The following is a 12,248-nucleotide window of genomic DNA, read 5'->3' as shown; positions in this document are numbered from 1 at the left end:
CCCTTCACTCTCCGTTGAACAGCTCCGCCATGTCGGTGGCTTCCCACGCACGATCGATCCAGGTCTCAAGCTGGTCAAGGTCCGTGCAGGCGTTCACTCGCTCGCGGACAGGGTCGGGTGCTGGGATGCCGCGCTTTTCGAGAATGCGGAAAATCATCTGCTGCCTGCTCTCGATGCGCCCCTCTTCCCGGCCTTGTTCCAACCCTTCCTCCCGTCCTTCCTCGCGCACCTGTTCGGCCAGCGGGTGGCGCCAGAAGTACTGGATTGCCGTCATCAGGTCCCTCCACATCTGCTTCGCCTGGGCGTCGGCCAGGCAGGAGTCGACGAACTGCACGAAGACCGCGGCACTGTCGGGGTCGATGGTCCGCAGGGCGGATGCCAGTGATTCCAGTATGGCGGGCGCCTGCGGGCCACGCCCGTGTGTCATCGCCGATAGCACCGCGAGGGGTACGTCCCGTTCGGCCTGCCGTTCGTCGGTGATCAGGGGCACGTTGTCCGGGCCGATGACCAGGGGACGCACCGTCAGCGAGTGCCAGTCCCGGAAGCCCAGCCGGATCGGCCGGGACGCCCACCGCGCGGTGTTGCTGCTCTGGGTGATGACGATGAGCACGGGCTCACAGCGGTATTTCTCGTACAAGTACGACAGGTAGTACGGCCAGCTGCCCCGCTTGCGGTCGTCCACCTTCCCCTGGGACTCGACCACGAGGAGGTACGTCCCCTCGTCGGTCTCCGCCCGGAGCAGGGTGTCCACCCGGCGTTCGACCGGTTCGATCTCCGTCAGGTCCACGTTCAGCGCGGCGATCTCCCTCGGTTCGGGAAACGGCACGTGCAGCACCCGCTGTAATGCCCGAGTCAGCAGCGTCGGATCCTTCTGGAAGATCCGGTGCAGTGCCTCGTGCGACGAGCCGACCATCAGCTCTCCTTTCCGTACGACGTGATCAACGAGCTAGGCGGCCACAAGTTCGCACCACACGTATTTGCCCCGGTCCCCGAACCGGGCCGACGGCTGCCACCCCCAGTACTGCGCGCAGGCCGCCATCAGTCCCAGCCCACGGCCGTCCTCCAGGTCCACGGTCTGGTCCATCGCCCGGGGCGGAGGTGGGGGCGCGGGGTCCGTGTCCCACGCCCCGATCCACACCAGGCCACCCGGCGACCGGCGGACCCGCAGCGCGGCCGGCCCCTTGGTGTGCCGTACGGCGTTCGACACCAGCTCCGCCGCCAGGAGTTCGGCCGTGTCCACCAGGCCGGTGAGCCCGTGGGTCGTCAGGATCAGGCGCAGGGTGCGGCGGCAGACGGAGACGGCTCTGAGGTCGTTCGGGATGTAGAGGGTGTAGTCCCAGGTGTCGTTCTCGGGCATGCGTCATCCACTTCGGTGAGGTGAGGGGTTCTCGCACGCGGTGGCATGTCGCAGCCGCCCTGGCGGGACGGCGCGTCGCACTTCCGCTGTGTGTGCGTTGCGTCACCGACCGTAGGGCTAATTGTTTAAACTGTGCAAGCCGATCGCGTAATGTGACGCCGAACGAGTAGCGCGGGCAGCCGCGTTGGGAGGAGTCGGCGATGGCGTTGAGGAGCGAGCCGACAGCCCGCCAGCTGCGGCTGGCGGTCGAGCTGCGCAGGCTTCGCGAGGCGGCGGGTCTCACGGCCCGGGAGGCGGCCGGACTCCTTGGCGTGACCGCGCCGGTCATCAGCCAGATCGAGTCCGGCATCGCCGGTGTCAGTGAGCAGCGGCTGCGTCGTCTCGCATCCCACTACGACTGCACGGACACGGAGTTCATCGACTCCCTGGTCGTCATGGCCACCGGGCGTACGCGTGGCTGGTGGGAGGAGTACCGGGGTCAGTTGCCCACGGCGTTCCTGGACCTGGCCGAACTGGAGCATCACGCCGGGTTCCTCAGGGAGGTCGCGCTGCTCTTCGTTCCGGGCCTCTTGCAGACCGAGGAGTACGCGCGCGCCGTCTTCTCGGCCCGCGTGCCGGAACTGACGCCCGAGGAACTGGAGTTGCGCATTGAGCACCGCATGAGACGCCAGCAGGCCGCCTTCCCCTACGAAGCGGTGATCCATGAGGCGGCGCTGCGCATCCGGGTCAGCGACCGTGCGACTTCGAAGGCCCAACTGGGCCGCCTCCTGGAACTCTCCGACGCGGACCGCATCACCGTACGGGTCATCCCCTTCGACATCGACGGTTTCGCGAGGGCTTCGAGCGCCATGACCTACGCGGGCGGTCCGCTGCCCCGGCTGGACACAGTGGTGCGGGACGCGCCCCATGGCTCGGTCTTCGTCGATTCGGAGGCGCAACTCGCCGCCTATCGAACGCGCTTCCGTAAGGTGGAGGCCGTGTCGCTGGAACCCGACCGGTCGCGCGACTTCCTGCACGTGCTGGCGAAGGAGCTGTGAGGCATTCCATGACCCCCCCTGTGAACTGGCGGAAGTCGTCCTACTCCGGCGAGGGTGACGGCAACGCCTGCGTCGAGATAGCGAGCTCCCCCACCCACACAGCCGTCCGCGACTCCAAGGCCCCCGCCCGGGCCACCCTCACCTTCCCCGCCGCCGCCTTCGTCACCTTCCTCGAAGGGCTGAAGGGGCACCCGGACGTCCGCCCGCTCTCCTGAACTCTCAGAGGCCGGCGGTGACCGGGGGACGTCCACGGGCGGGCACGGTGACAGTGGGCCGCTGTCAGAGCGCACCGGTACCGTCGGATCATGTCCAACCAGGCGGGGAACCCCACGGGTGAGCGGCGTCTCGCAGTGCTCGACGGCGTGCTGGAGCGAGTCACGTACGCCAACGAGGAGAACGGCTACACGGTCGCCCGGGTCGACACCGGCAGAGGCGCCGGGGAGTTGCTCACCGTGGTCGGCGCGCTGCTCGGGGCCCAGGTGGGGGAGTCCCTGCGGATGGAGGGTCGCTGGGGGTCGCACCCGCAGTACGGCAAGCAGTTCCACGTGGAGAACTACACGACCGTGCTGCCCGCCACCGTGCAGGGCATCCGGCGCTACCTGGGGTCCGGGCTGGTCAAGGGGATCGGGCCGGTGTTCGCCGACCGGATCACCCAGCACTTCGGGGTGGACACGCTGCGGGTCATCGAGGAGGAGCCGAAGCGCCTGATCGAGGTGCCGGGGCTGGGGCCCAAGCGGACCGCGAAGATCGCCGACGCCTGGGAGGAGCAGAAGGCGATCAAGGAGGTCATGCTCTTCCTCCAGACCGTGGAGGTGTCCACCTCGATCGCCGTGCGGATCTACAAGAAGTACGGCGACGCGTCGATCTCCGTGGTGAAGGAGCACCCCTACCGGCTGGCCTCCGACGTGTGGGGCATCGGCTTCCTCACCGCCGACAAGATCGCCCAGTCGGTCGGCATCCCGCACGACAGCCCGGAGCGGGTCAAGGCCGGCCTCCAGTACGCGCTGTCGCAGTCCGCCGACCAGGGGCACTGCTTCCTGCCGGAGGAGCGGCTGATCGCCGACGCCGTCAAGCTCCTCCAGGTCGACACGGGGCTGGTCATCGAGTGCCTCGCGGAGCTGGGCCGGGCGCCGGAGGACGGCGCCGACCCCGGGGTCGTACGCGAGCGGGTGCCCGGGCCGGACGGCGACCCGGAGCCCGTCAGCGCCGTCTACCTGGTGCCGTTCCACCGGGCCGAGCTGTCCCTGGCCGGGCAGTTGCTGCGGCTGCTGCGGACGGACGAGGACCGGATGCCGGCGTTCCGGGACGTCGAGTGGGACAAGGCCCTGGGCTGGCTGGCGTCGCGCACCGGCACCGACCTGGCGCCCGAGCAGGAGGCCGCCGTCCGGCTGGCGCTGACCGAGAAGGTGGCGGTGCTGACCGGCGGGCCGGGCTGCGGCAAGTCCTTCACCGTCCGCTCCATCGTGGAACTGGCCCGGGCCAAGCGCGCCAAGGTGCTGTTGGCCGCCCCGACCGGCCGGGCCGCCAAGCGGCTGGCCGAGCTGACCGGCGCCGAGGCCTCGACCGTGCACCGGCTGCTGGAGCTGAGGCCGGGCGGTGACGCGGCCTACGACCGGGACCGGCCGCTCGACGCCGACCTGGTCGTCGTGGACGAGGCGTCGATGCTGGACCTGCTGCTCGCCAACAAGCTGGTGAAGGCCGTGCCGCCGGGCGCGCACCTGCTCTTCGTCGGCGACGTGGACCAGCTGCCCAGCGTGGGCGCCGGGGAGGTCCTGCGCGACCTGCTCGCCGACGGCGGTCCGGTCCCGGCCGTCCGGCTCACCCGGGTCTTCCGGCAGGCGCAGCAGTCGGGCGTGGTCACCAACGCGCACCGGATCAACGCCGGGCAGCAGCCGCTCACCGACGGGCTGAAGGACTTCTTCCTCTTCGTGGAGGACGACACCGAGGAGGCCGGCCGGCTCACCGTGGACGTGGCGGCGCGGCGCATCCCGGCCAAATTCGGCCTCGACCCGCGCCGGGACGTGCAGGTGCTCGCGCCGATGCACCGGGGACCGGCCGGCGCGGGCGCGCTGAACGGGCTGTTGCAGCAGGCCATCACGCCGGGCCGGCCGGACCTCGCCGAGAAACGGTTCGGCGGCCGGGTCTTCCGTGTCGGCGACAAGGTCACCCAGGTCCGCAACAATTACGAGAAGGGGAAGAACGGCGTCTTCAACGGCACCGTCGGCGTCGTCACCTCCCTCGACCCGGTCGATCAGCGCCTGACGGTGCTGACGGACGAGGACGAGGAGGTGCCGTACGACTTCGACGAACTGGACGAGCTGGCCCACGCGTACGCGGTGACCATCCACCGCTCGCAGGGGAGTGAATATCCCGCCGTGGTGATTCCGGTCACCACCGGGGCATGGATGATGCTCCAGCGCAATCTCCTCTACACGGCGGTCACCCGGGCGAAACGGCTCGTCGTCCTCGTCGGTTCACGCCGGGCAATCGCCCAGGCGGTGCGCACGGTGTCGGCCGGACGGCGCTGCACGGCCCTGGACCACCGGCTCCTCGGCAAAAATGATCGATCAAATGAGTCATGAAGGTCACAGAGCACTTCCGGTTGCCCCTCGGAGGGGGCAGGATGAGCAGGTTGACGGCACTGAGTGCCGCCAATAGGCCCAATGGTCGACCCCGAGTGCACTCTCCTGAGCCAAATGGGGGATGGTAGAGACAGTCAGGGCACCTCGAAGATGAGGCACTACGTCGGTGAGGGAAGACGTGAGCGACAACTCTGTAGTACTGCGGTACGGCGACGGCGAATACACCTACCCGGTGGTCGGCAGCACCGTCGGCGACAAGGGCTTCGACATCGGGAAGCTCCGCGCCCAGACCGGTCTGGTGACTCTGGACAGCGGTTACGGCAACACGGCCGCCTATAAATCCGCCATCACCTACCTCGACGGCGAGGCGGGCATCCTCCGCTACCGCGGCTACCCCATCGAGCAGCTGGCCGAGCGCTCCACCTTCCTCGAGGTGGCGTACCTGCTGATCAACGGCGAGCTGCCCACCGTCGACGAACTGACCACGTTCAAGAACGACATCACGCGGCACACCCTGCTGCACGAGGACGTCAAGAACTTCTACAAGGGCTTCCCGCGAGACGCCCACCCGATGGCGATGCTGTCCTCGGTCGTCTCGGCGCTGTCCACCTTCTACCAGGACAGCCACAACCCGTTCGACGAGAAGCAGCGCGACCTCTCCACGATCCGGCTGCTCGCGAAGCTCCCGACGATCGCGGCGTACGCGTACAAGAAGTCGATCGGCCACCCGTTCGTCTACCCGCGCAACGACCTCGGCTACGTCGAGAACTTCCTGCGGATGACGTTCTCGGTGCCGGCGGACGACTACGAGCTGGACCCGGTCGTGGTGTCCGCGCTGGACAAGCTGCTCATCCTGCACGCCGACCACGAGCAGAACTGTTCGACCTCGACGGTCCGCCTCGTCGGCTCCTCGCAGGCCAACATGTTCGCCTCGATCTCGGCGGGCATCAGCGCCCTGTGGGGTCCGCTGCACGGCGGCGCCAACCAGTCGGTGCTGGAGATGCTCGAGGGCATCCGCGACTCCGGCTCCGACGTCGACACCTTCATCCGCAAGGTGAAGAACAAGGAGGACGGCGTCCGCCTGATGGGCTTCGGCCACCGGGTCTACAAGAACTTCGACCCGCGCGCCCGCATCATCAAGGCCGCCGCCCACGACGTGCTCTCCGCGCTGGGCAAGGACGACGAGCTGCTCGACATCGCCCTGAAGCTGGAGGAGCACGCGCTGTCCGACGACTACTTCGTCGAGCGCAAGCTCTACCCGAACGTCGACTTCTACACCGGTCTGATCTACCGGGCCATGGGCTTCCCGACCGAGATGTTCACGGTCCTGTTCGCCCTCGGCCGCCTGCCGGGCTGGATCGCCCAGTGGACCGAGATGATCAAGGAGCCGGGTTCCCGCATCGGCCGCCCGCGCCAGATCTACACGGGCGTCGTCGAGCGCGACTTCGTGCCGGTCGAGGAGCGCTGAACCGACCGGGTGACGGGGCCTGCCGCACCGGCGGGCCCCGCGTCACCGGCGTGCGAGAACAGCCGTAGACAGACGGAAGGCGCCCCAGGACGCCGGTCCCCCCACGGGCCGACGACCAGGGCGCCTTCCCATGTCCCGGTGCGGATTCCCCCCACGGGATCCGGCCGGGCGCTCGGAGAGGACAGCGCCTGAATCGCTGTCTTCGAGCAGGACGAGCACAGCCCGTCCTGCTCCGGTGATGCGGTGCGGTCTGCCGGGACAACGCACGCTGGGAGGGCCGCTCAAAGCTCCCCGGTGTGCGTGCCCCGGCAACGCATCTCTGGGAAAGTCCCCCAAGACATTCCCAGATGCCGGTCAGCGCCCCCCAAGACGCTGGTCCGACATCGCCAACTTAGACCTTCGAAGCCCTTCGAGGGTTACGTTCGCATCACTGTGATGTGCGTCTCTTGCATATGTCCTTTAGGTACGCAAGAGCCCCGATACGTCGATCGGGTCCCAAGCGTAAGGAAGATGCGCGAGCCTTGTGAAGAGCTTATGTGAGGTGCGCGCCGGACTCCAGGGGGTGGCCCGATTCGGTCCGGGCAATCGGCGCGGTCCCGGCGCCCCGGTTCACCGGAAGGCCCGCAGCCGCAGGCTGTTGGTGACCACGAACACCGAGGAGAAGGCCATCGCCGCCCCCGCGATCATCGGGTTGAGCAGCCCCGCGGCGGCCAGCGGCAGCGCGGCGACGTTGTAGCCGAAGGCCCACACCAGGTTGCCCTTGATGGTGGTCAGCGTCCTGCGGGAGAGCCGGATCGCGTCGGCGGCCACTCGCAGGTCCCCGCGCACCAGCGTCAGGTCGCCGGCCTCGATGGCCGCGTCGGTGCCGGTGCCCATGGCGAGGCCCAAGTCGGCGGTGGCGAGCGCCGCCGCGTCGTTCACGCCGTCACCGACCATCGCCACCGAGCGGCCCTCGCGCTGGAGCCGCCGGACGACCTCCACCTTCTCCTCCGGCAGCACCTCGGCGTGGACGTCCGCGGCGTCGATGCCGACGGCCCGGGCGACCGCCTCGGCGACCGTCCGGTTGTCGCCGGTGAGCAGCACCGGCGTGAGGCCCAGCCCGCGCAGCGCGCGGACCGCCTCCGCGCTGGTCTCCTTGACCGTGTCGGCCACCGCGAGGACCCCGCGGGCCCGTCCGTCCCAGCCGGCCACGACGGCCGTACGGCCCTCCCGCTCGGCCTCGCTCGCCGCGCGTGCCAGCTCCTCGGGCAGCTCGTCGTAGAGGCGTCCGACGGCCACCTCGTGGCCGTCCACGCGCCCGCGTACGCCCCGGCCGGGCACGTTCTCGAAGTGCTCGGCCGCCGGGAGCGCGCCGGCGCGTTCCTCGGCGCCGGCGGCGATCGCGCGCGCGACGGGGTGCTCGGAGGCGTGCTCCAGGGCGCCCGCGAGCCGCAGCAACTCCTTCTCGTCCTCGCCGTCGGCGACGTACACCGTCTGGAGGCTCATCCGGCCCGTGGTGACCGTGCCGGTCTTGTCGAGGACCACCGTGTCGACGCGGCGCGTGGACTCCAGCACCTCCGGGCCCTTGATCAGGATGCCGAGCTGGGCGCCGCGGCCGGTGCCGACCATCAGCGCGGTCGGGGTGGCCAGGCCCAGTGCGCACGGGCAGGCGATGATCAGCACGGCGACGGCCGCCGTGAACGCGGCCACCGGGTCCCCGGTGACGCCGAACCACGTGCCGAACGTGCCGAGCGCGATCAGGATGACCACGGGCACGAAGACGGCGGAGACCCGGTCGGCGAGCCGCTGCACCTCCGCCTTGCCGTTCTGCGCGTCCGCCACCAGCTTCGCCATCCGGGCGAGCCGGGTGTCCGCGCCGACCCGGGTGGCCTCGACGACCAGCCGTCCGCCCGCGTTGACCGTGGCGCCGGTGACCCGGTCGCCGGGGCCGACGTCCACCGGCACGGACTCGCCGGTCAGCATGGACGCGTCCACCGCGGAGACGCCCTCCGTGACCGTGCCGTCGGTGGCGATCTTCTCGCCGGGCCGTACGACGAACCGGTCGCCGACGGCCAGCGAGGACACCGCCACCCGCACCTCGCGGCCGTCCCGCAGGACCGCCACGTCCTTGGCACCCAGCTCCATCAGGGCCCGCAGGGCGGCGCCCGCGCGCCGCTTGGAGCGGGCCTCCAGGTAGCGGCCGAGCAGGATCAGCGCGACGACCCCGGCGGCGACCTCCAGATAGATGGTGGAGGCGCCGTCCGTGCGGGAGACGGTGAGGCGGAACGCGTCGTGCATGCCCGGCATGCCCGCGTCGCCGAGGAACAGGGCCCACAGCGACCAGCCGAACGCGGCCAGCGTGCCGACCGAGACGAGGGTGTCCATGGTGGCGGCGCCGTGCCGGGCGTTGGTCCACGCGGCGCGGTGGAACGGGGCGCCGCCCCAGACGACCACGGGCGCGGCGAGCGTCAGCGAGAGCCACTGCCAGTTGTCGAACTGGAGCGCCGGGACCATCGCCAGCAGGACCACGGGGGCCGCGAGCAGGGCGGAGACGAGCAGCCGGTGCCGCAGCGCGCCGAGTTCGGGGTCCCGGCCGGACGGCTCCGGCCCGGCCCCGTCCTCGGGCGCGGGGTCCGGCGGCGGGGGTTCCTCGGCGGTGTAGCCGGTCCGCTCGACCGTGGCGATCAGGTCGGCGACCTCGACGCCGTCGGCGTAGGCGACCCGGGCCCGCTCGGTGGCGAGGTTGACGGTGGCGCTGACGCCCTCCATCCGGTTGAGCTTCTTCTCCACCCGGGCGGCACAGGAGGCGCAGGTCATACCGCCGATGAGCAGCTCGACCTCGTGGGCGGCGCCGTCGGTTATGGCTGTCTGCGCGGTGGTGCTGGTCATGTCCGGACTCCAGACATCGGACCGGGGCCGTACGGATCCGGTATCAGCCGGTCGGCGCGGCCCGGTCGGGGAACGGAGGGTCTGTCTCAGGCCTTGCCGGCCAGCTCGAAGCCGGCCTCGTCCACGGCGGCGCGCACGGCCGCCTCGTCCAGCGGGGCCTCCGAGACGACGGTCACCTCGCCCGTCGACGCGACGGCCCGCACCGAGGTCACGCCGGGGATCTCGGAGATCTCACCGGAGACGGAGCCCTCGCAGTGGCCACAGCTCATGCCGGTCACCTTGTAGACGGCGGTGACGGAGCCGGGGGTGTCGGTCTGGGCGGTCATGTCATTGCTCCTCGTCGGGGCGGATGGGGCCGATGGGGCTCCGGGGAACCTCCACACTCATCAGGTTATACCCCTAGGGGGTATTTCACCAAGAGGTGTCCCGGCGCGCCGGGAGCGTCGCCCGGCCGGCGCGTCCGGGTACCCCGCGTGCGCCGTCCGCCCCTGACGGAGGGAGCGGGATCAGCCGCGGCCGCGGTTGCCGGGGCGGGAGGCGACCCAGGCGCGGACCGTGTCGGCGTACCAGTACGGTTTGCCGCCCTCGACGTGGTCGGGCGGGGGCAGCAGCCCGTGCTTGCGGTAGGACCGCACGGTGTCCGGCTGGACCCGGATGTGCGCCGCGATCTCCTTGTAGGACCAGAGCCTTCGGTCGGTCATGAGCCGTACCTCCCCGCGCGCGCCGCGGCGGCGGCCGGTACGGCCGCCGGGGGGACCGGGCGCTGCGCTGGCGATCACCAAGCCTGTGCCCGGTGAACGACGCAGAGTTACCGGGCGGACACCCTTGTCGTCCGGGTGTGACCGAGAGCCCGCGTATACGTGACATGTGTGACAGGAAGAGGGTGTTTGTGACACAGCCGCCACACAGGGCAGAGAGGGGAGAGGTCCGGGGGAGCAGCCCCTCGACAACCCGTCCGAATGTCCGGACAAAAGATTGACAGCGCTCGGCGTGCCGGACTAGAAAGCCGGGAAGAGCCACGACGGAGGGATGCCGATGGCCTACGACCTGATCACCATGGGGCGGATCGGAGTGGACCTCTACCCGCTCCAGACCGGTGTCCCGCTCGCCCGGGCGTCGTCGTTCGGCAAGTTCCTCGGCGGCTCGGCGGCGAACGTCGCGGTCGCCGCCGCCCGGCTCGGCCGGCACACCGCCGTGATCACCCGCACCGGCGACGACCCGTTCGGCGCCTACCTCCACGAGGCACTGCGCGGCTTCGGCGTCGACGACCGCTGGGTCACCCCCGTCCCCGGCCTGCCGACCCCGGTGACCTTCTGCGAGGTCTTCCCGCCGGACGACTTCCCGCTCTACTTCTACCGGCAGCCCAAGGCCCCCGACCTGGAGATCGACGCCCACGAGCTGGACCTGGACGCGATCCGCGGCGCCCGGATCTTCTGGGTCACCGGCACCGGCCTGAGCGACGAACCGAGCCGTACCGCCACCCTCGCGGCCCTCGCCCACCGGGCCGGGTCGGGAACCACCGTCCTCGACCTCGACTGGCGCCCGATGTTCTGGCCCGACCCCGCCGCCGCCCGCCCCTTCTACGCCGAGGCACTGCGCCACGCCACGGTCGCCGTCGGCAACGTGGACGAGGTGGAGATCGCCACCGGGGAGCGCGAACCGCACGCCGCCGCCCGCGCCCTGCTGGCCACCGGCGTCGAGCTGGCCGTCGTCAAGCGGGGACCCGAGGGCGTCCTCGCCGTCCGCGGCGACGGAGAGAGGGTGGAGGTCCCGCCGCTGCCCGTCACCGTCCTGAACGGACTCGGCGCCGGGGACGCCTTCGGCGGCTCCCTCTGCCACGGCCTGCTCGCCGGCTGGAGTCTGGAGACGGTCATGCGGCACGCCAACGCGGCCGGTGCGATCGTCGCCTCCCGGCTGGAGTGTTCCTCCGCGATGCCCGGCGCCGACGAGGTGGCCGCCGCCCTGGAGGCGGGAGCGGTGCGGTGAGGGCGGGCCGGGTCACGGGCACGCACCCCCACGGCGGCGACGGGGTCCGCCCCCGCCGGGTGGACGTCTCCGAACTGACCCACGTCCGCGCCCGCCACCCCGAGGCCGTCACCGAGGCCGCCGCCCGGAGGGCCCGCCGCCCGCTGCTGAACGCCGAGGGCCGGCTGATGATCGTCGCCGCCGACCACCCGGCCCGCGGCGCCCTCGGCGTCGGCGACCGGGGCCTGGCCATGGCCAACCGCGCCGACCTGCTCGAACGCCTCTGCCTCGCGCTGTCCCGGCCCGGCGTCGACGGCGTCCTCGCCACCGCCGACGTCCTGGACGACCTGCTGCTGCTCGGCGCCCTGGAGAACAAGGTCGTCATCGGCTCGATGAACCGCGGCGGTCTCCAGGGAGCCGCCTTCGAACTGGACGACCGGTTCACCGGCCACCGCCCCGAGGACATCGAGCGCCGCGGCTTCGACGCCGGCAAGGTCCTGCTCCGCGTCGACTACACCGACCCCGGCTCCGTGATCACCCTGGAGTCCACCGCCCGCGCCGTCGACGCCATGGCCGCCCGCCGCCTCCCGGTGTTCGTGGAACCGTTCATCTGCCGCCGCACCCCCGGCGGCGGCCTGGTCGACGACCTGACGGCCGAGGCGGTCACCCGGTCCATCGCCATCGCCTCGGGCCTCGGCGGCACCTCCGCCTACACCTGGCTGAAGGTGCCGGTCACCGACGACCCCGCCGACATGGCCCGGGTGATGGAGACCTCCACGCTGCCCGCCGTACTGCTCGGCGGGGACGCCGGGGACGCGCCCGGGGACCGGCGCGCCGCCCACGACAGGTGGCGCGCCGCCCTGCGCCTGCCCACCGTGCGCGGGCTGGTCGCCGGCCGCCCGCTGCTGTACCCGGCGGACGGCGACGTGGCCGCCGCCGTGGACGCCGCCGTAGGACTGCTGTGAGGGCCG

Annotated in this window: 11 protein-coding genes; 6 read left to right on the top strand and 5 right to left on the bottom strand. The window is 71.1% G+C overall.

Translation table 11 applies throughout. From position 1 onward, the window contains the following. Positions 1 to 4: 4 nt before the first annotated feature. Entirely contained in the window at positions 5 to 913 is a 909-nt protein-coding gene (locus ACIQVT_RS33840) for a hypothetical protein (RefSeq protein WP_403763277.1), read from the bottom strand. 33 nt (positions 914 to 946) lie between these two features. Beyond that, positions 947 to 1,357: an ATP-binding protein gene (locus ACIQVT_RS33835; RefSeq protein ID WP_403763274.1), complete on the bottom strand. Its 411-nt coding sequence runs from the start codon at positions 1,355 to 1,357 to the stop codon at positions 947 to 949. Between the two features lie 200 nt (positions 1,358 to 1,557). Here ACIQVT_RS33835 and ACIQVT_RS33830 point away from each other — a divergent pair, with 200 nt between their 5' ends. The 4 genes from ACIQVT_RS33830 (at position 1,558) to ACIQVT_RS33815 (ending at position 6,444) form a co-directional block, all read left to right on the top strand. Next, entirely contained in the window at positions 1,558 to 2,394 is an 837-nt protein-coding gene (locus ACIQVT_RS33830; protein WP_403763271.1) for a helix-turn-helix transcriptional regulator, read from the top strand. A gap of 8 nt (positions 2,395 to 2,402) precedes the next feature. After that, positions 2,403 to 2,609, top strand: coding sequence for a DUF397 domain-containing protein (locus ACIQVT_RS33825; RefSeq protein WP_403763268.1), 207 nt, complete (start codon positions 2,403 to 2,405; stop codon positions 2,607 to 2,609). 90 nt (positions 2,610 to 2,699) lie between these two features. Next, the gene (locus ACIQVT_RS33820) at positions 2,700 to 4,976 is read left to right on the top strand and encodes an ATP-dependent RecD-like DNA helicase (RefSeq protein ID WP_403763265.1); all 2,277 of its coding nucleotides are present in this window, start codon (positions 2,700 to 2,702) and stop codon (positions 4,974 to 4,976) included. 178 nt (positions 4,977 to 5,154) lie between these two features. Further along, positions 5,155 to 6,444 carry a citrate synthase gene (locus ACIQVT_RS33815; RefSeq protein WP_356816484.1) on the top strand — a complete coding sequence of 430 codons (1,290 nt, stop codon included), beginning with the start codon at positions 5,155 to 5,157 and terminating at the stop codon, positions 6,442 to 6,444. Positions 6,445 to 7,053: 609 nt separating this feature from the next. Here the strand turns inward: ACIQVT_RS33815 and ACIQVT_RS33810 are convergent. The 3 genes from ACIQVT_RS33810 to ACIQVT_RS33800 all read right to left on the bottom strand — a co-directional run bounded on the left by ACIQVT_RS33810 (position 7,054) and on the right by ACIQVT_RS33800 (position 10,013). After that, a complete protein-coding gene (locus ACIQVT_RS33810; protein WP_403763261.1) occupies positions 7,054 to 9,312 on the bottom strand; it encodes a heavy metal translocating P-type ATPase in 2,259 nt (752 codons plus the stop codon). 86 nt (positions 9,313 to 9,398) lie between these two features. Beyond that, complete coding sequence (locus ACIQVT_RS33805) at positions 9,399 to 9,638, bottom strand: heavy-metal-associated domain-containing protein (protein ID WP_403763258.1); 240 nt, start codon at positions 9,636 to 9,638, stop codon at positions 9,399 to 9,401. Between the two features lie 180 nt (positions 9,639 to 9,818). Beyond that, on the bottom strand, positions 9,819 to 10,013 hold the full coding sequence (locus ACIQVT_RS33800; RefSeq protein ID WP_361990127.1) for a MerR family transcriptional regulator: 195 nt from the start codon (positions 10,011 to 10,013) through the stop codon (positions 9,819 to 9,821). 334 nt (positions 10,014 to 10,347) lie between these two features. Between ACIQVT_RS33800 and iolC the strand changes: the two genes are divergently transcribed. Beyond that, the gene (gene iolC / locus ACIQVT_RS33795) at positions 10,348 to 11,298 is read left to right on the top strand and encodes a 5-dehydro-2-deoxygluconokinase (RefSeq protein ID WP_403763255.1); all 951 of its coding nucleotides are present in this window, start codon (positions 10,348 to 10,350) and stop codon (positions 11,296 to 11,298) included. Positions 11,299 to 11,357: 59 nt separating this feature from the next. Continuing rightward, complete coding sequence (locus ACIQVT_RS33790) at positions 11,358 to 12,242, top strand: deoxyribose-phosphate aldolase (RefSeq protein ID WP_403763506.1); 885 nt, start codon at positions 11,358 to 11,360, stop codon at positions 12,240 to 12,242. The last annotated feature ends 6 nt before the right edge of the window (positions 12,243 to 12,248 follow it).

The sequence above is a fragment of the Streptomyces sp. NPDC100445 genome (genome assembly GCF_044759735.1).
Classification (GTDB): Bacteria; Actinomycetota; Actinomycetes; order Streptomycetales; family Streptomycetaceae; genus Streptomyces.
This window is presented reverse-complemented; position numbering and strand designations above follow the sequence as displayed.

What these genes read in the sequence shown, in the direction of transcription:
- ACIQVT_RS33840 (WP_403763277.1), bottom strand. Translation starts at nt 913, where the DNA reads ATGGTCGGCTCGTCGCACGAGGCACTGCACCGGATCTTCCAGAAGGAT.
- ACIQVT_RS33835 (WP_403763274.1), bottom strand. Translation starts at nt 1,357, where the DNA reads ATGCCCGAGAACGACACCTGGGACTACACCCTCTACATCCCGAACGAC.
- ACIQVT_RS33830 (WP_403763271.1), top strand. Translation starts at nt 1,558, where the DNA reads ATGGCGTTGAGGAGCGAGCCGACAGCCCGCCAGCTGCGGCTGGCGGTC.
- ACIQVT_RS33825 (WP_403763268.1), top strand. Translation starts at nt 2,403, where the DNA reads ATGACCCCCCCTGTGAACTGGCGGAAGTCGTCCTACTCCGGCGAGGGT.
- ACIQVT_RS33820 (WP_403763265.1), top strand. Translation starts at nt 2,700, where the DNA reads ATGTCCAACCAGGCGGGGAACCCCACGGGTGAGCGGCGTCTCGCAGTG.
- ACIQVT_RS33810 (WP_403763261.1), bottom strand. Translation starts at nt 9,312, where the DNA reads ATGACCAGCACCACCGCGCAGACAGCCATAACCGACGGCGCCGCCCAC.
- ACIQVT_RS33805 (WP_403763258.1), bottom strand. Translation starts at nt 9,638, where the DNA reads ATGACCGCCCAGACCGACACCCCCGGCTCCGTCACCGCCGTCTACAAG.
- ACIQVT_RS33800 (WP_361990127.1), bottom strand. Translation starts at nt 10,013, where the DNA reads ATGACCGACCGAAGGCTCTGGTCCTACAAGGAGATCGCGGCGCACATC.
- iolC (WP_403763255.1), top strand. Translation starts at nt 10,348, where the DNA reads ATGGCCTACGACCTGATCACCATGGGGCGGATCGGAGTGGACCTCTAC.